Origin of the sequence: Phytohabitans rumicis (assembly GCF_011764445.1) — a bacterium.
GTDB lineage: Bacteria > Actinomycetota > Actinomycetes > Mycobacteriales > Micromonosporaceae > Phytohabitans > Phytohabitans rumicis.
The window spans coordinates 6059005-6081773 of sequence record NZ_BLPG01000001.1 but is presented as its reverse complement, the minus strand read 5'-3'; the positions used below and the strand labels follow the sequence as shown (position 1 = coordinate 6081773).

The following is a 22769-nucleotide window of genomic DNA, read 5'->3' as shown; positions in this document are numbered from 1 at the left end:
GAGTGTTCATCTCGTATGCGCAGGACGACCAAGAGCACGTCGAGCGCGTGCGTGACTTCTACGCGTTCCTCCGTAGCAACGGCATTGATGCGCGCCTGGACCTACCGGCGGCCGAAGCGCCGCAGGACTGGGCCATATGGATGCTGCGACAGATCCGTCAGGCAGAGTTCGTATTGATCATCGCTTCACCCGCGTACAGACGCCGTGCCGAGGGAGACGCTCGCCCGAATGAGGGAAGGGGTGTTCAGTTCGAGGCGCGGATCATCCGCGATGAGGTGTATGCGGACCAGCAGGCGGCGCTGAACAGGTTCCTTCCCGTCGTGTTGCCCGGGAGCAGTACCAACGACATTCCCGTCTGGCTGGGGCGTCTTTCGACGACCCACTACGCCGTGTCGGAGTACACCCAGGAGGGCGCCGAAACTCTGCTCCGGTTCCTGACCGGACAGCCGTACGAGGTCGCGCCGCCGCTCGGGATGGTACCGAGGCTCCCACCGCGCCGCGGTCCGGCACTGCCGGCCGGCCCACATGGAGGAAACCTCGACGCCCTCGTGCGCGGGCTCGCTGACCGCACCTGGGCGCGCAACGAAGCGGTAATCCAAGCGCAGGTCAGACAACTTCTTGCGAGCGGCGGCCTTGACCTGGACGAAGACGATCTCGGGGTCGACGTGGAGAACCAGGCAGAGGCTCGACACCGGATTGAGATCCCGATCGCCTTCGCTGTCGTCGAGGTACGAGGAGACCTGAACCGTCCGGGGGTTCGGGAAGCGGCTGTGCGGAGCCTGGGCCACTACATCGCGGCTCACAGCAGTGCGATCGGCTATCGGTACACCGCGGTACTGACTGACGGTGCTGAGTGGTATCTCTACCGGCTCGCAGACGAGGGACTGGGCTCCGTCGATGAGCACATCCTCGTTGCGGCTAACCCGGACGCTGATCGCCTTCTCGAATGGCTGGAGGCATGGCTGGCTACCAACCGTCACATCAAGCCAACCCCCCAGCAGATCGTCGCGAAGCTCGGTGTAAACAGCCCCGCTCACGCGCTCGACTTCGCCGACCTCCACGACCTCTACAACCAGTACAAGCACATGCCAAGCGTCGAGATCAAGCGTCGCTTGTGGGCAAGGCTGCTAACGACCGCGCTGGGTACGAATTTCACCGACGAGGACACCTTGTTCATCAACCACACCTTGCTCGTGGTGATGGCGGAGATCATCGGCCACGCCGTCGTCGGCATACCGCCGGATGCCCCGGACACCAGCGCCGCCGCGATCATGTCAGGCGAAGGATTCGCCGTCTCCGAGGTTTGGGGTGTCGTCGAGCGCGACTTCTTCGACTGGGTCGTCGAGGTGCCCGGCGGTGAGCAGTTCATCAAGAGCCTTGCACGCCGGCTGACTCGGTTCGCCTGGAACGACGTGGCCCACGACGTTATGAAGGTGCTCTACGAATCCATCATCAGCCCTGAGACTCGGCATAGGCTCGGCGAGTACTACACACCAGACTGGCTGGCCGAGGAGATCGTCGCGGAGCGCATCGACGACCCGCTCGCCCAGCGTGTACTGGACGCCAGTTGCGGGAGCGGTACGTTCTTGTTCCACGCTGCACGACGATATTTGTCGGCTGCGCAACGATCTGGCGTGTCTAATGCGGACGCCATCACCGGACTGGTCCGGCATGTGATCGGTATTGACGTGCACCCAGTCGCCGTAACTCTCGCGCGAGTGACCTATCTGCTGGCCATCGGCATCGATCGCATCCGGGATGAGGGCCGCCCATCGTTCGCAGTCCCCGTTTACCTCGGTGACTCGCTCCGCTGGGCTGAAGAGTCGACATTGATGTCCTATCCGGGGTTGAGTGTTGACACCTCCGACGATCGCGAAATCTTCACGGACCAACTTGAGTCTTCCGAGGAACAGCTATTGTTCCCGGACCGACTCGTTGATGATGCGACACGGTTCGACCAACTGGTTACCGAGATGGCCGACCGGGCAACCACGCGCCGCCGGAATTCCAGACCGCCATCGCTGCAGGCGACATTCGAGAGGTTCGGCGTCGATGACGAGGACCAGCCCGTACTGACCAAGACCTTCAAGAAGATGTGCCAGCTGCACGACCAGAACCGAGACCACATCTGGGCCTACTACGTTCGCAATCTGGCCCGTCCCCTGTGGTTGTCACGACCGCGAAATAGGGTCCACGTCCTGGTCGGGAACCCGCCCTGGTTGGCCTATCGCTACATGACCAGGCGTCAGCAGGCTTCCTTCCGGGCTATGAGCTCACAACGCGGTCTGTGGGCCGGAGCCACCCTGGCGACAAACCAGGATCTGTCAGTGCTCTTCGTTACACGCTGCATAGAGCTGTACCTCCGAACCGACGGGCACTTCGGCTACGTCATGCCCCTGGCCACTTTGTCGCGTCACCAGTACGCCGGATTTCGCACAGGCAAATACCTTGCCGGAGCAGAATTTGTGGAGGTCGCGTTCGACCGCCCATGGGATCTGCACAAGGTCAAGCCGTCGTTCTTCCCGGTTCCCGCCAGCGTGGTCTTCGGTCGACGACCGTCTTCTGGTATCGGCGCCGTGCCCCTCACTCAGGTGCCGGAGGTTTGGACCGGAAGGTTCCCGACGGCCATCGCATCTCGCGCCGAGGCGGCCACGCACATCGCCAGGACGATCGGCGAGTTGCCACCAACGCCGCCTCCTAGAGGCTCGCCGTACGCGGCCCGCTTCTCGCAAGGCGCGACCGCGGTACCGAGATTTCTATTCCTCATCGAATCCGATGAGGCCCCTCGCCTAGGTGCGGGGTCTGGAAAACGGGCGATCCGTAGCCGGCGCAGCCCCAACGAAAAGAAGCCGTGGAAGACGCTCGGCCCACTACGCGGTATCGTCGAAACGCAATTCATACGGCCACTCTATGTTGGCAATTCGATTCTGCCATTCAGATGTCTCGCGCCGGTGGAGGCCGTGATTCCGTGGGCCAACGGTCAACTATTGAGCGGGCGAGACGAGCAGCTCGATCGTTATCGCGGACTCGCAAGGTGGTGGCGGTCAGCGGAAGGCGTATGGACCAGCCACCGATCTAGCGATCGAATGGAGCTAATAGATCGCCTGAACTTTCGCCGCGGCCTCTTGGATCAGATTCCGTCTCCCGGCCTTCGCGTCGTTCACAACAAGAGTGGAATGTACCTTGCGGCAGCAATACTAACTGATCCCACAGCAATAGTTGACCACGAGCTGTACTGGGGGCCCACGGAAAGCTTGGACGAAGCACGCTTCCTGGTCGCCATCCTCAACTCCACGACGCTCACGTTGGCCGTGCGTCCACTTCAGAGTCGAGGCGAGCACAACCCTAGGCACTTCGACAAGTACGTATGGCAGCTGCCAATTCCGGCGTATGACCCAAACGACTCAGCCCACCGTTGGCTGGTCGCTCTGGCAGTCCGTGCAGAGCAAGTGGCTAGCGATATCGCCCTTCCAGCAGCGCGTTTTGAGAAGCTACGACGGCAGGTCCGCGAGGCCCTTGTCGACGATGGAGTCGCCGCCGACATCGACGCCATCGTGAAGACCCTTCTGGTTTGACTGCCTACGAACTAAAGCGGCGGCCACGGATCGTGGATGGACCGGCGTAGCGTTCGGCCTGGCTGCTGCTGAGAGCTACCCGACTGCCGCCGCGAGTGGCGCCGCGGCCAGTCCTGCTCGCACCGGCTGGCGACCGTTGAATTTGAATCGCAGGAGTTCGGCCTCCTCGATGACGCCTTCACCAAGGTCGAGGTGTCGGCGCGCCGCTACCCAGTCCACCAAGTCGACCGGGTCTTCGAGGGGCCCAATGAAGTGCACAAGGGTGGCGTACCAGATATTCCGATGGAAGTCCGCTTCGAACCAGCCGTCATCACTCAGTTCCTCGCCGAGCCGCGCCGCGAACTCATCCGCCGCCGAATCGAGCGGGTAGGCGCACGCCATCACCCCGGAGGGCGTGAGCGTCAATCCGTCCAACCGCAGCCGGACCATCCGCGACTTGCTCGCCGCCCGTTGCAGCGCCGCCGCACATCGCATCACGAGCGGGTCGTCCTCCGGCACGACCGCTCTGTGCGCCTCGATCGCCCGCACGGTGAAGTGGACGGCTCCAGGCGCTCCCGTCGGCCAGTGGCTGGCGCCGGCGACCGCCAGCGCCTCGGCTGTTACTGCGGCCAACCGCGCCGCGCACGCCGAATCTGGCTGGAACACCACCGATAGCCCCCACCGGCCGCCCTCGACCGGTGGCGTGTCGCAGTAGTGCGTGCCCGCGAGGACGGCCTCCCGGCCGCGCTCGAACAGCCGGTCGAACGCGGCGGCGTACCCGAGCCTTGAATCAACGATCTGCCCGGCTGCCGCCTCACTCGCCTCCATCCGACGCACCCTATGCGGTGATCGTCGCTCGCTGGCGCCGTTTGCCCAGCTCAGTCGCATCGAATGTTGAAGAATATTGCGCATATTCGACTGGCGTGTGAGCATGACTTCAAGAAGGCAGAATACCCGCAGCACAAGGGGGATCCATGCAGTTGGAGTTCATCCGGAAGTGGGACAGCAGCGGGACGGGCAACTGTCCGGCGTTGTACCGGGCCGAGAACGGCAACTACGTCGTGCAGGGCTGGAAGGTCGACGACGACACCCAGGCCCACCTACGCGACCTGGCCGACAACGAGACAGCCGTAGAGGTGCCGGCCGACGTGATCGCCGGGATCATCGCGGGAAGCCGCTGACCATGGGCGAGCAGCTCACCGGCGAGGACTTCAACAGCCTCTTTCGGTACTTCACTGACACCGCGTTCCGGCTTGAGGTCCAACCTGTCTACACGGTGACCGACGAGCGCGAGTCCTTTGAGGAGTTCCTGGTCGGTGAGCCGCGACCCGTAACCGAGTTCCCGTTCTACGCCGCCTGGCTGGACCAGATCCGCACGGTCACCTCGCAGGGCCGCCGGGTCGAGCGCGTCCGCGTGCTGGAGGAACCGCCCACGGATTACCAGCGGTGGGAGATGTGGAGCGGCCAGTACAACATCGAGGCCGGCGAGGCCATCCACTACCTCACCCGCAGCCGCGCCATCGAGATCGACTTGCCCGTCCAGGACGACTGGTGGCTGTTCGACGGGCAGCGGCTAGCGCTGATGCGGTTCACGCCGGACGGCGAGCCCCTGGGAGGCGAGATCATCTCCGAGGCAGAGACCGTCGCCCAGCACTGCCTGTGGTGGGATCTCGCGGTCCAGCACAGCACCCCCGCGACGGAGCACCGTACAGCGCCGTGAACTCGATCGAAGATTGGCTCAACCGGCCCGGCGGTCTCACCGAGCGGCTGCGTGCCACCCGGCGTACCGCCAGTTTGACCGGCACCGAACTGGCCCGCAGCCTCGGCTGGCCCCAGTCCAAGGTCTCGAAGATCGAGACTGGCAAGCAGATGCCGACCGACGAGGACGTCAGCAGCTGGGCAACCGCCTGTGAAGCACCTGAAGCGGTCGCGGTGCAGCTCGTGGGCCTCCTGGCCGAGGCCCAGGGACTGCACCAGGAATGGAAGCACCAGGTCCGCCTCGGCCAGGTCGGGATACAGCGCAACTACGACGAACTCGCCCGCCGCGCCACCGTGATCCGCAACGCCGAAGTCGTGTACATCCCCGGCCTCCTGCAGACCGCGGCGTACGCCCGCTGCCGCATCGCGGAGGGCACCCGCCTGCACGGCGCGAACCCGGAGGAGATCGACGCCGCCGCCGCGGAGCGGATGCGGCGCCAGCAGCTCCTGTACGACACCACCAAGCGGTTCGAGTTCGTGATCACCGAGGCGGCTCTGCGCCTTCTGCTCTGCCCGAGAGATGTCATGCTCGCCCAGCTCGACCGGCTCCTCAGCGTGACTGGCCTGGCCCACATCACGTTCGGGATCATCCCCTTCGGCGTCGAGCTGTCCACGACGCCGCAGAACGGGTTCATCCTCTTCGACGAGGAGCTCGCGGTGGTGGAGACCTTTACCGGCGAGACCATGCACCACGGCGACGAGGCCGCGGCCTACGCTCGCGCGATGTCGTACCTCCTCGCCGAGGCAGCGATCGGTGAGGATGCCCGCCGGCTGGTCACGCGGGCCATCGAGGACCTCCAGAAAGCTGCGCCGAACCCATGACGACCCGGCGCCGATCTCGGGTCGGTGCGCTGACGACGGGCGTCCGTGTGCGCGCCGAGACTTGGCACTGTCCTTTGTGTGGACTACGCAGCACTGGTTGGTACTAACCGGCGCCTATTAGCACGGGCGATATATCGCGTCAACCTCTGATATCTGGTCGTGACCTAATTTTCTCTTGACTGGGACGGTCGGCTACCGCTTACTGGAGGCAAGTTCCCCGCGCGGCAGGTTAACTCTCGCCGGGCCCATAGTGAGGCTGGGGCGCTCGAAGGAGCGCCTCGTTTCGGTTCGCGGCCCGGTTCAAGGCCCGCCGACCGGGTTGGCCCACATGGACAGGAGGACGCTGATGAAGGACCCCTCCCCGGCGAGCTGAGCCCGGGCCGAGCGTGCGCCACACGCGCGCTGCGGCGACTTTCTCGCGTCGGGCGGACGGCACCTGCCAGTGCCGGACGCCTTAACCGATAACGCTCCGGCTCCTCCGCCGCGCATCCAAACCACCTCGTCGATGACCGTGCTCGTTGCGGTCGCGTCTATGGACCCTGCCCGCCCTACCCAGCTCCAGCGCCCCGGACTGCAATGTTCCTTGAGAACTCCACAGTGGACCACCTGACCGCCCACCTGCGGTCCGCCCTGCCGGGCGTCACCCGGCAGGGCGGACCCTGCCCACTCACGGGCGTCGACTCCAACCCCACACCTCGGCAGATCCAGATCTACTCAACTGATTCAGGAGTTCCTTTGTCTACCGCTTGTTCACGATGGTGGCCGTCAACGACGGCTACCACCCGAGCGTCAGCGCCGGCCGGCGCTGACAGATCCCATGTCCGTCTCCATGCGGGCGTCCTGCTTGCCGCCCGCGTTGACCTCCTGCTTGAACCGGACCCCCACCCGGAGGGCTCCTTCCTCTGTCACTGCAGGCCAACGCCGACATCGGCGGTGAATCGGCTGGTGCCACAGACCCTTCGTCTTCGGGGTCTCCCCGGGGGAGGTGCGCATGGGGCTGCCGATGAGTGATCCCGTCCTGCGGGTGCAGTCCCAGCTCACCGACCGAGACCACATCCTGCTCGGCTGGTTGGCCGACCACGGTGTGCTGACCTCGTTCCAGATCGCCCACGCCCTGTTCCCGTCGACCGACTACGCGCAGGACCGACTGCGCAAGCTCATCACCCTCGGGGTGCTAGACCGGTTCCGGCCCCAGAAACCCGACGGCGGCTCCTACCCATACCACTACGTGCTGGCGCAACTCGGCGTCGAGGTCGTCGCCGCGCAGCGCGGCGAGGAACTGCCGCGCAAGGACGCGGCCCGGCGCCGTCGCTGGCATCTGACCAACCGCGCGAACCTGCCTCACAAGTTGGGCACCAACCAGTTCTTCATCGACCTGGCTGGCTACGCCCGCACCCACACCGACGCCGAGCTGCGCCTTTGGTGGCCGGAGTCGGCGTGCCGGACCGTCGGCCCTTTCATGCGAGCCGACGCCTCCAAGTTGACCCACTTCTTCCAGCCCCGCATCCGCCCCGACGGGTACGCCATCTGGGTCGAACACGGCGTCACCGTCTCGATCTTCGTCGAGTACGACACCGGCACCGAACAACTCGGCGTGCTGGTCGACAAGCTCCACAGCTACCACGACCTGTTCAACGCCATCGGCCAGGTGTGGCCGGTCCTGTTCTGGCTGCACAGCGCCGACCGTGAACGCAACCTGCGAGCCTGGCTGGCCGACACTCGCCTCGGCGCGATCGCCGTGACCGGCGCCCGCGACCACGCCGCCCTTACTGGCCGGTCCCCTGCCGAGGCGGTATGGACCGCCGTCCACAGTGACGGAGAGCGGCTACGGCTGGCCGACCTGGCCCGCCTAGTCGTGGACCGAGCCCCAGGCGGCGCGACATGACCCGACCACCACCGCGCCACACGCCCGCACGTGCGCCGACGTCCCGGCCGAACACCCGGCCAGCCACCACGCTGCCGGCACGGGGACCGCGCGGCGCACAGCGGCGGACGGCGGCGGACAGCGCCGCTACGGGCCGCCACCAAAGACCAGGCGGCGGACGATACCTCGCCGACTGGCGACGAGCCAAGCACGTCGATCTGTCAGGGGTCTGTCACCGAAGCCGGCCACTGCCGTGACAGATCCGAACGGGCACTGACAGAGCGACAGGCCCTCCCCTGACAGATCACCGGAGGTATCGTCCCCCGCCTCAAGAAAGGAGACCGCTATCAACCGCCTTATTCGACCTCTCAGCCACGACAGCACGAGAAAGGAAACCGCATGGACCGACGACTCCGAACCCAGACGGCATCACGCATGCATTTCGGAGGACCGTGGCTCACAAGCCGGACCACGAAACCCCGGTCGGGAGCTATCCTGACCATCCGCGACCCGGTACCACCAAACGAAAGAAACCCGGTGGTGCGAAAAACACCTGCGGCAGCCGCAGCACAAAGTCGTTATCCGCCGCTCCGATCAAAGTCGTACGCATCGACACCATCCCCATGACCGCCGAACAATTCGACAACGCGATCGAAGCCTGGGCCGTGCTCCTCAACCGCTACTGGCAAGACCACCCCGAGGACGCCACATGACCCCCGAGCCTCGCAGCATCTGGTGGCGGGCCGACCGCGCCCGCCACCACCCGGCCACCCCTCACCCTCACGGAGGAACCGCCTGATGGCAGGCACCCCAACCACACCACCGAAGCGGCGCGGCCGACCCGCCCGCACGCCACAGCCTGACCCCGACCAGGGACACCGGCGAGTGGCGATCTACGTCCGCCGCTCCACCGACGACGAACACCAACCCTTCTCCCTCGACGCCCAACGCGCCGCCCTCACCAAGTACGTGAACGCCCAACCCAACTGGGTCATCGTCGCCGACTTCGAAGACGACGCCTCCGGCGCCACCGCCGACCGGCCCGGCCTTCAGAAAGCGCTCCGCGCCGCCAAGGCCGGACGATTCGACCTACTCATCGTCTATCGAACCGACCGATTCACCCGCCGCCTGTTCGACCTACTCGACCTCGTCGCCCAACTCGACAACGCCGGCGTCGCATTCGCCTCATCCACCGAACAATTCGACACCGGCACCCCAATCGGCCGACTCTTCCTCCACCTCCTCGGCATGTTCGCCGAATTCGAACGCAGCGTCATCATCGACAGGGTGAAACACGGCATGACCACAAAAGCCAGCAAAGGCAAATGGGCCGGCGGCACCCGCCCCTACGGCTACCTCGTCAACCCCGAAACCCAGAGACTCGTCCCCAACCCCACCGAGGTACCCATCCTGCGCGACATCTTCCGCCTCTACACCCACGACCGGCTCGGCACCCGCGCCATCGCCGACGAACTCAACCGCCGAGGCATCCCCAACCGCACCGGCAGCCCCTGGGCGGGCTACACCATCAACCGCATCCTCGACAACCCCGCCTACGTCGGCGACATCGCCTACCGCGACGTCTACGTCCCCGACGCCCACGAGCCCCTGATCGACCGGGACACCTTCGCCCGGGCACAACAGATCGCCACCGCCCGCGGCGACGCCCAGACCCAACGGGCGATGAGCGACTCCGACTACTACCTCACCGGACTACTCACCTGCCCACACTGCGGCCACAAGTACATCGGCACCTCCGCCAACGGCCGCACCCGCCGATACCGCTACTACACCTGCTTCTCCCGCACCCGCTACGGCAAAGCCGGCTGCCCAGCCCCGCGCATCCCCGCCGACGAGATCGACCAAGCCGTACTCCAAGCCCTCCACGCCTTCTACACCACCGCCGAACCCGTCCTCGCCGCCATCATCGAACGCGCCCGCGCCCAACACAGCGACACCCACACCGACCGGCACGCCGAACTCGACGCCATCACCGCCCAGATCAAGACCGCCGAGACGTCGATCGACCGGTACCACGCCGCGTTCGAGAACGGCACCATGGACGACGCCACCGCCGGCCCGCGCATCAAGGAACTCCGCGCCCGCATCGAGCAACTCCGCGCCCGCCAAGCCGAGGTCACCGACCAGCTCGACACCCAGCCGGCGCCGCCGCCACCCGGCACCATCGAACGGCTACGCGCCTACCTGGATCGAGTCACGACCGTCGGCACCCACGGCGAACGCAAGGCAGCCATCGAGAGCCTCATCGCCGACATCAAGATCACCGACCAAGGAGTCATACCCGTGTTCAGAATCCCCACGCAGGAGCACCCGCTGCCCCCAGACGAGGGCAACGAAGGAGAGTCCCCGGTTCGCACAATGGTGCGGTTGGTGGGGCGGGCGGGACTCGAACCCGCGACCGAGGGATTATGAGACCATTTAAGATCATCAATCTTAAGTCGGCCTGATCCCGGAAAAGGGCCGTGACGTGCGGTTTCATTGATCGCCGTCCGGCCCCATCCGGGGTCGTCCGGACGGCAACGGCGCCGTTCCCTAGCAAGATCCCTAGCATTTGCTCGGGCCTCCAGAACGACGGAGGTCCATATTATGAAGGCACACGAGTACCTCGCGATCGGCGGACACGTCGGCCCGCGACTCCGGGAGATGGCTCTACGCGACGCGCTCCGCGGTGTTGAGTTGGGTGGCCAAGATGTACGGATTGTCGCCTGGATGGTCCGGTTTCTCGACGACTCCACCCTGCGTACGGTCGTCAGTCTCATCGAGCGAGCCCGGCTCGCGGAGGTGTCGCGGTGACCGCTCTCGGCTCGCGACCTGCGTACGGTGAGCGCCTCGAAGGCGTGGTGCAGGTCGCCATCATGCTCGTCATCGGGACCGCGGCGGGAGCGGCGAGCTTCACCCACGTTCACGACGTGGCGGCGGGGCACGGCCAGCCGGGGTGGCTGGCCTGGGCCGACGCGGTGACCTTGGAGTTGATGTCCATCGCGTCGGGCCTGGAGATCCGCCGCCGTCATCGGATGGGGCGGCCGGTGTGGTTCGCCTCGACGGTGCTGGTCTGCGCGGTCGCCCTGTCACTGGCTGCTCAGGTCGTCGAGGCGGAGCCCTCGGTGATCGGCTGGCTCGCCGCAGCATTGCCGGCGCTCGGGTTCCTGGCGATGGTGAAGCTGGCGCTCGCCCGGACCGTCGCGGTGGCCGAGTCCGCCGAGTCCATAGCCGTCCAGGACGAGCCGGAGACCAAGGTCGAGGCTATGCGGCGGGCATTTGCCGCCGCCGTCGAAGAAGGCCGGACGCCCGATCATCGCGAGCTGGCCCTGGCCGCCGGGGCCGACATCTCGCATGCCCGACGCGTGCACCGGCGGTTGGCGGCCGCGCAGTCCGGCTGAGTCCGGACCGGTCCAGCTCCCCGAGACCACGTCTTGGGGAACTGGACCGGCTCCCGGATCACTGGGCCGCCACTGACGGGTCCGCGCCTGGGCCCGCACCATCGGCCTGGACATCAGCTCAGATGGACGCATCCCCGCCGAAATCCGCGAGGCGTACCGTCACGCACACAGCGGACCGCCTGCGAGGGCTTCGCAGGCTGACTACTGGCCAGGAGGAGGCTGCGACGAGGTCAGGTCCTCACGCCAGGCATCCACGCGGGCACGCAGCAATGCCACCTCGGCTGGCGTGAGGCCGTACTCAGCGAATTCTTCATCGTCGAAGCGCTCGATGTAGCGCAGCATGCCGGCGAACATCGCGCGGTCGAAGCCGGCATCGACGGTCTCCGCGAGCACGCACAACCGATCGAGGGTGAAGCGGCCGGACGTGATCGCCGCGTCGATGTCGAGGAAGTCGCGCGCGGCGGCGCGGTTGTACAGGGCGTCCATCTTGCCGGCCAAGACGTCGTCGGCGTGCAGCACCGGGCCGATATCCATCTGTACCGGCGGCTGCATCCGCCAGTTCGCCACCAACTCCACCCGGTACTGGGTGCTCGGCTCGGCCGGGTCGGCGAGGTACAAGCGGACGAAGGTGTCCGTCCGGTGGTCGACCTCAACCTGGTAGCCCGCGCCACGGTACGCGGCGATCACCTCGTCGACGGCGGCCGGGAAGTCCGCTCGGCGTTGCCAGTCGGCGAACAGGTCAACGTCCTCGCTCGGGCGTTGCAAGATGCCATGCGCGGCGACGGCGTGGCCACCGGCCAACGCGAACCCGTACGGCCCACCCGCGCTGAGCCCGATCTCCGCCAGCCGCCGATGGACCGCCGCGTCTTCCGCTCCCACTACGCGGCTGGCCGACGCGCAGCAGCCAGCTCAGGAAACCGCGCTTCCCACAGCCGCCGAACCTCGGGCGGGACTACCAGGCCCGGCCACAGGCGCACCAACGTCGGCCCGTCCAGCCACGCGGCCAACTCCTCCGGATGGGCAGCCTCGCGAAGGACCGTCTCGTACATGCTGGCCAGCCGGCGCGGGTTAGCCAAGTCGTAGCTGGCCTGCCCGGACCAGTTCAGCCGCCGCTCCAGCCGCACCACTCCGCCCGTGGGGCCATGCAGGTCGGCCAGGCGTGAAGCCACGGCGTAGGGGCGCTGGTCGGCGTAGCGCGAACCGACCGGCGCCCTGGCTGCTTCCGCACCCACTGCCAACCCCCTTCGCCCGACGTCATCGTCTCATCCACGGTAAACGACCACGCGCCGACGGTGCCGCACCAAACCCGGGCCGACCTCCAAGAGCGGAGCCACGATACTTGAATTCGGTAGGTGGGCCGTGGGTTAGGCATACAAACCGGCACGTAACGGCACTGAGCAGCACCTTCCTGCTCCCGCTGGTCCGCGAGCGGTCCCGGCGGAAGCAGCATAGGCGGGAGTCGCTGGGCTACGCCGGTCGCCTTCGCATCTTCCAGGTGCCTCATGACGCTGTTCGATAATAGCGGTCCGACTTGATGAGTCCGCACTTCGGCGACGCTCCAGCCAGTTCACGATCATGGCCGAGAGGGCGCTCACGGCTTGGTCATGCTGCTTCGTCATGGATGCGGTCTCGGATGGCAAGAGCTTGATCTTGGTGGCGCCTCTCCTTCGCGGCGCGGCGCGGTCCGACGGTTGCATTTGCAACGGCGTGTCGACAATCGCGGGCCGGATCGTTCATAGGTTGACGATTCAGCCGACCGCGTGAGTCGAGCAGCAGATCCGCTCCGGGCCTGTTAGACCGGGCCTACACGGTTGAGGTGTGGGCGGATACACCCGTCGTCGAATCGGGGCTCTTTCTGGCCGTACCGAGGAGATGACGTCTTCGCGCCTAATGTCGGCAGCGACCTCGCCGCAGGTTTGCGGCGACTCCTGCGCTTGTAGGTTGAACATGAGCGTAGGCGCGACGCTAATCAAGACTCCGTTTGGTCGCCCGAGTCGAGGTGAACTTGAGCCGAAACAAGACCACGCGCACGCAGAGGTACGAGCATGAGCGCCAGCATCGTTACCATCCCCGACACTAAAGAAATCCCATGCAGATCACCGACGGCAGCCATGCCCGCCGCGCACGTCACCACAGCTACACAACCGAGTCGCGCCACATCGAGACCGGTTAGACGCCACAACGTGGCTTCCAAGACGTATGCGCTCAAGCACGCGGCCGCGGCAGTGATGGCGCCGCCGACACCCCAGCCGGCGAGTGCGGCAACGTAGTACCCGACTACACGGGCGGCAGCCCCTGGCACAGGAGAGGGAGTCGCCAGCAAAGCGACGGTCACGCCGCCGGTGAGCTTCCCCCCGTAGGCCGGACACCCGAGGTGTGGGGTCAACGGTCGTGATCAGACGGGGTGTGGAGTTTCTCGAACTCGATGGGACTGCGCATTCCGAGGCTGGAATGGCGTCTTACCGGGTTGTACCAGCATTCTATCCATTCGAAGATAGCGTTGGCAAGCTCGTCGCGGGTCTTCCATTTCTTGCGGTCGAGTACCTCTAGTTGTAGAGTTCCCCAGAAGGATTCCATCATGGCGTTGTCGTAGCAGTCGCCGACGGTACCCATCGAGCCGAGCAGACCGGTTTTCCGCAGACGCTGACCGAAGTCCCATGATGTGTATTGGGTGCCGTGATCGGAATGCAGAATCGTTTCCTGCCGGGCTGGTGGGCGGCGGACGATCGCCATCGACAACGCGTCCAGGACCAGCTCGGTACGAAGATGATCGGCCATGGAGTAGCCGATGATCCGCCGACTGTAGGCGTCCATGACCGCGGCGCAGTACAGCTTGCCCTCCTCGGTAGGGTGTTCGGTGATGTCGGTCAGCCACAACCGGTTCGGCGCGTCCACATCGAACTGTCGGTTGACCAGGTCCGCCGACGGCGTGGCCTGCGGGTCACGGACGGTGCACCAGGACCGGCGCCGGTAGTACAGGCCCTGGATGCCCGCCGACCGCATCAGCCGGGCCACCCGTTTCTCATTCACGTGCAGGCCCACGCCGAGGGTCAACTCAGCGTGTACCCGGGGCGACCCGTACGTTTTCTTCCGCGGATCAGCGTGGATTTTCTCGATGTACCGCAGCAGCATCTCGTTCTCCTGCTCCCGCGCCGATACCGGCCGATCCTTCCATTCGTAAAATCCGGAGCGGGACACACCCAGCACTCGGCAGGCCACCGCGACGTCGATGCCGTCATCGGCGAGTTCTCGGACCAACCCGAACGCTACTTTGGGAGCACATTCTCCCGGGCGAAGTAAGCAGCCGCCCGCTTGAGAATCTCATTCTCCACCTCAAGCTGCCGGTTACGGCGGCGCAGCTCGGCCAACTCCTTCTTCTCCGCACTGCTCAACCGACCCGCACCGCCGCCGCCGGCGTCGTCGACGTCGGCCTGGGCCATCCAGTTACGCAGACACGACTCGCTGATACCCAAATCCTTCGCCAACATCGCGACCGGTTTGTCGCCGGTCCGGGCCAACTGCACGGCTCGCTGGCGGAACTCTGCAGGGTGTGGGGCAGGCATGAGACGACATCCTTCCTGGAAGCCGCCGTCCACCTCACCTCAGGTGTCCGGAGAACCGGGGGAAGCTCACGGCCAGTCCGCAGATCGCGATGGAGTCGCCACCGCCCGGCTCGCCCGACGCGTAGGCCGCTACCTGTCCGCTAGCCGTGCCTGCGGCGAACAGCACCCCCCACCGCCAGCGACCAAGCAGCCGCTCTGCCGCCACACCCACGGTGGCTAGGGTGACGAGATTCGCGACAACCTGGTACCAGCCGAGCGTCTGCACCAACAGGGGCGTCAGCAGCCGCCATACCTGCCCGTCCGCCAGCCCTTCGGGATCTCGTTGCAGAAGTGGGACGACGGCCGGCGCGGCGTACTGAACCACAGCCGCCAGGATCGCTGCCGACGAGGCGACGACGGTTACGTAAGGCAACCGCACCGTGGGGGCGAGTTTCCCGGCGCTCACTGCGCCCTTCCGGTCAGCCCACAAAACTGCCCGGCATGCGAGCTTTGCTCGTCGCAAGGGCCGATTCATGGCAAGCGAGACGCCGCACTAACGCATAACCGTGTTCGTATCTGTTCCAATCTGGCAGCTCAAATACTAAAGGATTCCAGCCCGCAAGTAGAGTTCAACCTCGGCATCCGCCAGGTCTAGCGCAATGTCGACTGCGACAAGCGAGGAGCTGTCAGGAGGATCTAGGGTGTGATGGAGAGCCGTGTACTGCTTGGCCCCAGCCTGCGGCCAGCCTTCGATGCCTGCATCAAAAGGAAGCCCAGTGGTTTGGAACGTTTCCTCGTCCGCCATACTATTGACGTCCAGAAACTCGTCGACACACTGTCTTTCGCCCTGAAAATACAGGTAGAATGAATCTGTTGTTCCCTGCACGTACTGCAGATATCTCACCGTGTCGGTTGCACACCTCGGTAAGATCAACTGATACGTCTGCAACATTTCGTCAAGAGATTGGCTCTGGCTGCCGGTGTATGCGCGTGGATCGTGAGGGCGGTCCCTAACCGCGTTCCACGCTACAAGCGACAGAATGCCGGCTAGCAACACGCCAGCGATCAGTATTATCACGCCGCGACGACGACCATGCCTCGGGTCGGCGACAGGCGGCAACAAATTAGCACTCATGAGGCTCAGGACGTCCTGGCGTCGCTCGCGCAACAACGCATGAAGTCCTGACTTCACCCGTATCGAGGGAGCTCGGCGAACCGGTGCCTGATCTCACTCCCGCGCGGTGTTGGGTACTCGCCTGGGCCACAGTTCCAGTCCTCATAGATGGAGATGTAGTACGAGCCGGACGCGCTTACAGTACCATCCCTTCCGCTCGCGATACATGTCGACCCTCGGCTAAGTTCACCTAGACCTGCCCGCCAGTCTTTCTTTTGCCGGTTCGTCAGGCTTGTCCAGGCTGTTGACTTCCACCCGTTGTCGCCTCACATACGACCAGGTAGACGGGTCGCACCTTTCAGAAGTCATCGCCTTTTACTTCTCGATGACCTATGGAACGTCATGGAACATTCTTTTCAAACCCGTCACCGGAAGGGCCATTCGATGCTTTTGGCACAAGCATTTCCTCGGTAGCCCGAGGCGAGCTACGGCTCGACGGGCTCAGAATCTCCTGACGCCGCTCGTGCCACGGAGCACGAAGTCTTTTGCGTATCCGTACTGATGAAGTTCGCTGAAGCGGTGCCTGACCTTAGTATCGCCCCTGGAGGGGTACTCGCCTGGGTCAAAATTCCAGTCCTTACGGATTGAGATGCCATACGATCCGGAGACGCTAACCGCACCATCCTTTCCTCTGGAGACGTTTACCGACCCGGTCACGTTGACTTGAACCTGCCCCATTCCGGCATAGTCCTCTTTTACCGGGTTTGCCGGGCTTGTCCCCAGTGTAGGTTTCCATCCGCTGTCAAAGGTATACGAACAGCTTGAGGCGGCACACTGGGCGGATGCCATCGCCTTGTACTGCTCGATGGCCCCGAGGACATCCACGGAGAAGTTGTCTTCGTCCATGAATATTGATGGATCGACGATCATGTCTTCGCCGCTGCCGCCAAGCCAGTGACCCCACTGAGCGCAGGCATTCGGACCTTTCGTGCAGAAGAAAGCCTGGAACACGCGCGCTGCAGCATATTCTTCCATCATGATCGTGTCATGCCAGAAGCGGTCCCAGTAGCCGGCGGAGTTCCATTCAGGATGCTCTCCTTGATCCGATCTCGGAGTAGGGTCCCAGTCGGGGAGATTTGGAAGCTTAGATGCCTTCGGTAGCTTTTGAGGGCTTCTTTGCTTGGTGGACCTCTTCTTATGCTTCTTGCCCCATTTAACGTTCTTGGTTGAACCGCAACCGTATGGGCAGCCTCCGTTCCAGGTGGGAACGTAGCCGTAGCAGTCGTGGTCCATGCAATCTGATTCGATAAGGCCGTCTGGGTCGGACCACGTGAGGGGGTTGTTACTGGCGTAGGTGAAGCCATGCATCTGCTGCGGGTCAGTGAGGTCCATGATGGGGTCGAGGGAGATGAAGCGTCCGGTGGTGGGGTCGTATTCGCGGGCGCCGAGGTGGGTCAGGTCTGTGCTGGCGTCTTGGGTGCCGCCGACGAATCGTTTGTCACCGACCCAGCCAGCGGGTTGTGTGCCGCGGGGCTCGCCGAAGGGGAGGCTGCGGCGGCGGGTGACGCCTGCATCGGTGATGGCGAGCTCGGCGGTGCCGTGATGATCGGCGACCAGCCGGGTCAGCCCAGTGACGGTGCGAACCCCGACGGTGGCGCCGTTGTGGTCGTAGTAGCGGGTGCCGTCCGGCTGGTTGGTGCCGGTGGCGAGGCGTAGTTCGGTGCCGTCGGGCAGGTAGAGGGTGGTGGCGGCGGGCTCTTTACGAAGGACGCGGTTACCGGCGGCATCGTAGATGTAGGTGGTGTTCTGCCCGGCCTTGGTGGCCTGGGCGAGTTTGCCTTCGGGGTCCCAGGTGAGGGTTTGGCCAACTCCGGTGATGGTGCGGGTGGCGGTATTCCCGGCCTGGTCGTAGGTGTAGCTGTCAGTGGTGCTACCGGCGGGTCCGCTGTGAGCGACACTGGTGAGGGTGTGCGGTTGCGCGGTGCCGGCGGTGGGGTAGGTGTAAGTGGAGGTGGTGTCGCCGCTGGCGCCGTGGACGACTTGGGTTTTCCGGTTGCCGACGACGTCGTAGGTCCAGGCCCGCCAGTAGGGGTCGGCGCCGGTGCGTTGCGGTGTTAGGCAGGACGGGGTGGCTTCGGTCCATGCCTCGGTGAGCCTGCGGAGGTGGTCGTATCGGAAGCATTCGGCCTGGTCCTGGACTCCGTCGGTCTTGCCTGCGACGACGGTGATGTTGCCGGCGGGGTCGTACGTGTAGCCGGTTGTGGAGCGGTCGTCCCAGTTGTTTGCGGTGATGGCGTTCTCGGTGTCGACCTGGACGGTCTTGAGCCGCCGGGTGGCGTCGTCGAGCGTGTTGGTGATGCGGATGCGTTTGTTGGCGGTGATGCCGAGGATGCGCTGGTTGATAGCGCCGTCCCAGTGGTAGCTGGTGGAGGCGACGTAGGTGCCCGAGCCGGAGGCCATCGTGGTGGGCAGTCCGGCGTCGCTGTAGGAGTAGGTGAGCGTCTCCGCAGGCAGCCCACCGACCCCGGGCAGGACTGTGGTGGCGAGTGAGCCGTCGACCTTGTACGTATCGGCAGTGGTGTAGTCGCCGGCCAGGGCACCCTCCACAGCAGGGATGGTGACGGTGGCGCCGGTCGGCTTGTACAGGTCGGTGTAGCCGGTGACGGCGCTGGTGTAGGCGTCCGACCCGATCCATCGTGTAGACGAGGCGAGGTGCCCCTTGGCGATCGTGTCGAACAGCCAAGAGGCGCGTTTGGTTCCGGTGGCGTTATCGTCGCGTAGCTCGGTCTGCCGGCCCAGGTTGTCGTAGACGTGGTAAATGACCTCGCCGCGGCCATCGGTGCTGGTGAGCAGTTGGCCGGCGTCGTCGTAGCTGAAGCTGCTCGTACCGGCGTCGGGGTCGGTCTTAGACGTGAGTTGGCCGCGGCGGTCGTAGGAGTTGGTCCATGTGTTGCCGGCCGAATCGATAACGGATGTGAGCCGGTCGAGACGGTCGTGACCGTAGCTGGTCTCGTCGTAGGTGCCAGTTGGTGCGGCGCCGTGGTATTGGCGCAGGGCAGTGGTGCGACCGGTGCCGTCTGTGATCGTGGTGGTGGCGGTCGCGCCTGAGGGCGGGTCGATGCTGGTGCGGTCGCCGTCGTAGGTCGTGGTCGTGCGCTGCAGTTCCACGTTCAGCGACCATAGTGCTTCCTCGGTTTTCCGTCCGAGTGTGTCGTGGGTGTAGCGCCTCTGGGTGGCCACGTCGACATCGGCGAAGGTGACCAGCATGCCGGTGGGTGCGGAGGCATTGTTGTAGACCGCCGACGTCTTCACGGTCAGGCCCCGTGAGTCGTAGTGGGTATCCGCGATGGCGCGCTTGCCGTCCGGCGCCGTGGTCTGGACCTGCCGCGACCGCATCCGTCCGTCATAGATTTGGAATGAGCTGATCTGGTTACCGTTCGGTCCGAGCACCTTGGTTTGCACGTGGTTTGCCGTCGTGTTGCTCAGCGTGTAGACGTACTCGGTGTTCGGCGTCTGCGCTGTGGTCCGACCGGGTAGCCACACTTTGATCAGCCGACCAAGTGGGTCATATGCGGTGTTGGTCGTCCTGCCATTCGCGTCGACAGTGGACAGCGATTGCCCTCGCACGCCAAGGGTCGTGGTGGCCTCGTGGTCGGCTGGGTTTGTGGCCGTCACCGATGTAACAGGGCCCCCAGTGGCCGGCGTGTAAGCCGTCTCAGTCGTGCGGTTGAGCGCGTCTGTGGCCGTCAGGGGCCGGCCGTGTTGGTCGTAGGTGTTGGTGGTTGCGGTGATCCAGTTGGCGGTGGCGCCGGTGTAGGAGGCCAGTTTGCTGGTTTGGGTGGCCAGGCCGCGGGTGGGTGCAGTGCCGAGGGTGGTGGAGTCGTCGTAGTACGTGCGGGTGCCACCCAGCGTGTTGGCGGGGCCGGGGCTGGCGGTGCAGTCCGTGACCGTTACCTGCGACGGGAAGTTGATCATCCATGTGGTGGTATTGCGGGCGTAGTCGGTGTGGGTGCAGGTGTTGTCGGCGCCTGTGGTTGTGTTGCCGGCGTCGGTGACGTCAACGGGCAGGCCGTAGCTGTCGTAGATGTACCCGGCCTCGGTCCACCGCCAGGTGCTGTTATGCGCCAGCCAGGTTCGGGTCCGGGTCACGCTTTCGCGCACCCGGCGGGCGATCAGGTTCTGCCCACCGACGGCAGGCGTGGAACGCACCGCTGTCTGGGTGATCCCGTATTGGTGGAAGGTCGAGCCGAGCAAGGTGGTCCCGTCGAGGGTGTACTCCTCGCGGGCAATGCCCTCCAAGCCTCCGAAGTCGGGGATACGGTGGGCCCATTGTTGGTGCAGGTCGCCGTTGCAGTCCCAGATCCGTAGCTGGGTGCCGACCGGGACCCAGATCGGGGTTTCCAGGCAGCGCCCAGATTGCGGGTTGCGTAGGGTGCCGTTGGCTTGCGGTACCCAGATCTGACCGGCGCTGCCGTTGCAGGTGTACAGCTGGATCAGGGTGCCGTTGGCGGTGCCGCCGCCGGTGATGTCGGCGCACTTGTTCGACTGCGGGTTCCGCAGTGCTCCGCTGCCCTCGAGCCGCCAGACCTGGTTCTCGGTGCCGTTACAGGTGTAGGACTGGATCGCGGTGCCGTCCGCAGTGCCACCGCCGGTGACGTCCATGCACCGATCGGCGAACGGCAGCGCGAGGGTACCGTCGGCGGCTGGCTGCCAGTTCTGGTTCCAGTGCCCGCCGCAGTCGTAGATCTGGATGTTCGTGTCGTTGCCGGTGCCCCAGGAGGCCGGCTGCAGACACCGGCCCGAGTTCGGATTACGCAGGCTGCCGTTCGGTTGCCGCTGCCACCACTGCTGGACCTGCCCGTTGCAGGCGTACAACTGGGTGTCCGCGCCGTTGGCAGTGGCGGCGCCGGTGATATCCAGGCAGCGGCCGGAGGTCGGGTTCCGCAGCGCGAACCGGCCATCGCTCTGCGGATCGTGCACCCGCCAGACCTGCCCGGCCGTCCCGTTGCAGTCATACAGGCGCACGTTCGACCCGTCGGCGGTACCGGCTGCGTCCAGGCACCGCCGGCTCTGCCCGGTGACCGGCGCGTTCAAGCCGACCATGCCCATCGGGATGGTGATCGTCGCCCGCCGCGACCCCCAGGAGATCCCGGAGTTGTCAGTGGTGGCCATACCATCACCGTCCATCCCCCGGTGATAGAGCGTTTTCGAGACCGTTTGGGTGTCGCCAGCGGCGCCTTTGGTCGTGGTGACGGTGGTGTAGCCACGCCACAGCGACCACGACCGATACTGCAGCTGACTGGTTTCGGCGAAGTCGTGATGCCACAACGATCGATCGGTCGAGTTGTCCACGGAATAGGCGTACGAGGTCACCTCGTCCGGCGACCCACCTGTCAAGTCCTTGTCCACAACTTGGGTAACTACGTATTTGTGGAACCACCCCCACCCGGGCGCGGCCTGCTGCGGGGTGAAGTACTGCGGAAAACACCGGTACGGATTCGCCTGCGGGTTCGGCTTGAAATCTCGCACACATTCAGTCCCCGAGTAGGAGACCACGGTCTGGGCACCGGAGCCGGTCAGGATCGACGTCAGCCGGTAGTGCGTGTACGGGGCGACACCGATGTCGTCGCCCCAATCCACCCGGTTGGTGAGTCTGGCCCCGCCAAACGACATGGTGGGCTCGGCCAGGCTCGTCGTGCCGTCCGCCGCGTAGCCGGTGTGCGTGATGCTCTGCAGCCACAGGTTCGGCGACGTGTCGTCACCCGACGGGGCGATGAAGTCGCCGGTCGCCGGAAACACGTGAGTCAGATCCCACTTATCCACCTGCCGGTACGCCGAGCCGTCCCACACCTTTGCGGTCACCGTCGACAACTTCCACGGTGTCCAAAACGCGGGGCTCAGCAGCGACGGGCAAGAGGTGGAAGAGGTGCACCGCAGGTCCCATGGCGAGTCCGGATACTCCGCTGTCGTACACCCACCCACACACCGCTCCGTCTTGGCGAACGTCACCGTCATCGGCGCCGTCGACGCCCCTTCCGTACCGGCCAGGGTGCCGTAATCGATGTGGTCCAACCTGCCGGTCAGCTCGTAGAGTGCAACTCCGTTGTTGTTGTTATGCCCGTAGTAGCCCGACCAGCGGCTATAAAAGTAGGTCATCGAGTTGCCGTGCGGATCCACCACATAATCCAGCTGCCACCGGTACGCCTGATCACACGACGACGCCGCAAACCCCGACGCCGAATAACACGGCTCACCCGAGTTGTTGCCATACACCGGCACCCGCAACACCGAGTTTGTGACCACCGGATCAGTCGCGTACCTCTTGTGCTTGCCGAAGAAATACTGGACGCCGTCCTGAGCGGTCACCTTCCAGTACTCGCCGTCGTTATCCCCGTTCCCTAACGAGGTGTCGTTCAGCTTCTCGATCCGCAACGCGTCATCGTCTGCGGCCTTCCACTGCCCGGTGGTGTTGTCCCGCACCAGATGCGTCGACAGGCCGTTGAACACCATCGTCGCGTTATACGTCGAGAACCAGCACAAATCCCCGGTCGTCCCACCATCCTGGGTACAAGAACGGTAGTCCCGCTCGATATAACCGGTCTGCAGATCCCAACCCTCACCAATCCACGACGTCTGCCCATTCCGCGCCAGCGTCTGCCCATCCACCGCACCAGACGAGTACCCCAACGCCAACTCCGGCACCAGACCCCCGGC

Annotated in this window: 15 protein-coding genes; 8 read left to right on the top strand and 7 right to left on the bottom strand. The window is 64.9% G+C overall.

Going from position 1 to position 22769, the window contains the following annotated elements; all coding sequences use genetic code 11:
- The first annotated feature begins 2 nt into the window (after positions 1-2).
- On the top strand, positions 3-3575 hold the full coding sequence (locus tag Prum_RS27705) for an SEFIR domain-containing protein (protein WP_173079163.1): 3573 nt from the start codon (positions 3-5) through the stop codon (positions 3573-3575).
- 75 nt (positions 3576-3650) lie between these two features.
- On the opposite strand, the gene Prum_RS27700 is transcribed toward Prum_RS27705, so the two are convergent.
- Positions 3651-4517 carry a hypothetical protein gene (locus tag Prum_RS27700; RefSeq protein WP_218577361.1) on the bottom strand — a complete coding sequence of 289 codons (867 nt, stop codon included), beginning with the start codon at positions 4515-4517 and terminating at the stop codon, positions 3651-3653.
- 11 nt (positions 4518-4528) lie between these two features.
- Here Prum_RS27700 and Prum_RS27695 point away from each other — a divergent pair, with 11 nt between their 5' ends.
- From Prum_RS27695 to Prum_RS55890, 7 genes are all read left to right on the top strand, one after another.
- Entirely contained in the window at positions 4529-4735 is a 207-nt protein-coding gene (locus Prum_RS27695; protein WP_173079162.1) for a hypothetical protein, read from the top strand.
- Positions 4736-4737: 2 nt separating this feature from the next.
- Positions 4738-5274: a DUF6879 family protein gene (locus Prum_RS27690; protein ID WP_173079161.1), complete on the top strand. Its 537-nt coding sequence runs from the start codon at positions 4738-4740 to the stop codon at positions 5272-5274.
- Entirely contained in the window at positions 5271-6134 is an 864-nt protein-coding gene (locus Prum_RS27685) for a helix-turn-helix domain-containing protein (RefSeq protein WP_173079160.1), read from the top strand. Before Prum_RS27690 ends, Prum_RS27685 begins: the two co-directional genes overlap by 4 nt.
- A gap of 1003 nt (positions 6135-7137) precedes the next feature.
- On the top strand, positions 7138-8019 hold the full coding sequence (locus Prum_RS27680; protein ID WP_173079159.1) for a replication-relaxation family protein: 882 nt from the start codon (positions 7138-7140) through the stop codon (positions 8017-8019).
- Positions 8020-8883: 864 nt separating this feature from the next.
- Positions 8884-10431: a recombinase family protein gene (locus Prum_RS27670; protein ID WP_246278128.1), complete on the top strand. Its 1548-nt coding sequence runs from the start codon at positions 8884-8886 to the stop codon at positions 10429-10431.
- A gap of 174 nt (positions 10432-10605) precedes the next feature.
- Positions 10606-10812, top strand: a complete 207-nt coding sequence (locus Prum_RS27665; RefSeq protein WP_173079156.1) for a hypothetical protein — start codon at positions 10606-10608, stop codon at positions 10810-10812.
- On the top strand, positions 10809-11399 hold the full coding sequence (locus tag Prum_RS55890; RefSeq protein WP_246278127.1) for a DUF2637 domain-containing protein: 591 nt from the start codon (positions 10809-10811) through the stop codon (positions 11397-11399). Before Prum_RS27665 ends, Prum_RS55890 begins: the two co-directional genes overlap by 4 nt.
- Positions 11400-11600: 201 nt before the next feature.
- On the opposite strand, the gene Prum_RS27655 is transcribed toward Prum_RS55890, so the two are convergent.
- From Prum_RS27655 to Prum_RS53910, 6 genes are all read right to left on the bottom strand, one after another.
- Entirely contained in the window at positions 11601-12278 is a 678-nt protein-coding gene (locus Prum_RS27655; RefSeq protein ID WP_173079155.1) for a nucleotidyl transferase AbiEii/AbiGii toxin family protein, read from the bottom strand.
- Entirely contained in the window at positions 12278-12568 is a 291-nt protein-coding gene (locus tag Prum_RS27650; protein ID WP_218577360.1) for a hypothetical protein, read from the bottom strand. Before Prum_RS27650 ends, Prum_RS27655 begins: the two co-directional genes overlap by 1 nt.
- A 1213-nt stretch (positions 12569-13781) precedes the next feature.
- Positions 13782-14962, bottom strand: a protein-coding gene (locus Prum_RS27645) for an IS3 family transposase (RefSeq protein WP_371871390.1) whose coding sequence is annotated in 2 segments (ribosomal slippage) — positions 13782-14668 and positions 14668-14962 — 1182 coding nt in all. Because the reading frame shifts where the segments join, the coding sequence is not laid out codon by codon here.
- Positions 14963-14996: 34 nt separating this feature from the next.
- Positions 14997-15407, bottom strand: a complete 411-nt coding sequence (locus tag Prum_RS27640) for a rhomboid family intramembrane serine protease (protein ID WP_173079153.1) — start codon at positions 15405-15407, stop codon at positions 14997-14999.
- Positions 15408-15542: 135 nt separating this feature from the next.
- Entirely contained in the window at positions 15543-16133 is a 591-nt protein-coding gene (locus Prum_RS27635; RefSeq protein WP_173079152.1) for a hypothetical protein, read from the bottom strand.
- Positions 16134-16556: 423 nt separating this feature from the next.
- On the bottom strand, positions 16557-22757 hold the full coding sequence (locus tag Prum_RS53910) for a ricin-type beta-trefoil lectin domain protein (RefSeq protein WP_218577359.1): 6201 nt from the start codon (positions 22755-22757) through the stop codon (positions 16557-16559).
- Between the last annotated feature and the right edge of the window lie 12 nt (positions 22758-22769).

Coding starts and splice junctions, on each gene's coding strand:
- Prum_RS27690 (WP_173079161.1), top strand. CDS start 4,738: ATGGGCGAGCAGCTCACCGGCGAGGACTTCAACAGCCTCTTTCGGTAC.
- Prum_RS27695 (WP_173079162.1), top strand. CDS start 4,529: ATGCAGTTGGAGTTCATCCGGAAGTGGGACAGCAGCGGGACGGGCAAC.
- Prum_RS27680 (WP_173079159.1), top strand. CDS start 7,138: ATGAGTGATCCCGTCCTGCGGGTGCAGTCCCAGCTCACCGACCGAGAC.
- Prum_RS27665 (WP_173079156.1), top strand. CDS start 10,606: ATGAAGGCACACGAGTACCTCGCGATCGGCGGACACGTCGGCCCGCGA.